The organism is Amycolatopsis sp. lyj-108, assembly GCF_046549005.1.
GTDB lineage: Bacteria > Actinomycetota > Actinomycetes > Mycobacteriales > Pseudonocardiaceae > Amycolatopsis.
In genome coordinates, this window is the sequence record NZ_JAJPWQ010000032.1 from 1 (window position 1) to 528 (window position 528).

Sequence of the window (528 nt, forward strand, 5' to 3'; positions counted from 1 at the left end):
AGCCTTCACGTCCGGCTGCGAGCACGAACGCCACGGCCACCACCAAGCCGGCCGTCGGAGCCAGCGCGAGGCTGGCCGCTACCCGGCTCTCCAGGTCGCCAGGGGCCACACTCAGCAGCGCCGGGCTGCCGACGGCGACCACGACCCAGACGACGAGGACCTGTCCCGTTCTCCTGCTCGCCACCAGGATGGCCGCGACCAGCATCGTCGCCCCGAGCAGTACACCCGACCACCCGAGACCGGCCATCATCCAGCCCGTCACCTCATATTTGTCCTTGTAGAGCAGGTGGAACAGCCAAGGGCCGAGGAAGAACGCCCCAGCGCCCACCAGCACCGCGACCAGCACCGTAGCGAGGCAACCCAGGATTAGCAGCCGCCGGATCCTTGAAGTGCCGGCGTCGCTGGCCAGCAAACGCACGAAACCGGGCACGGCCAGACTCTGCACTGGGGCGAGCAAGAGCAACAGTGGTGACCTGACGAGCGTGACGGCGAGGAACAACCCGGCGAGACCGGTGCTGTCCTCCGCCG

At 68.4% G+C, this 528-nt stretch carries 1 pseudogene; it reads right to left on the minus strand.

The window, feature by feature from the left end:
• A pseudogene (locus ACLJO0_RS44060) lies at nt 1-528 on the minus strand (hypothetical protein); the annotation flags it as partial.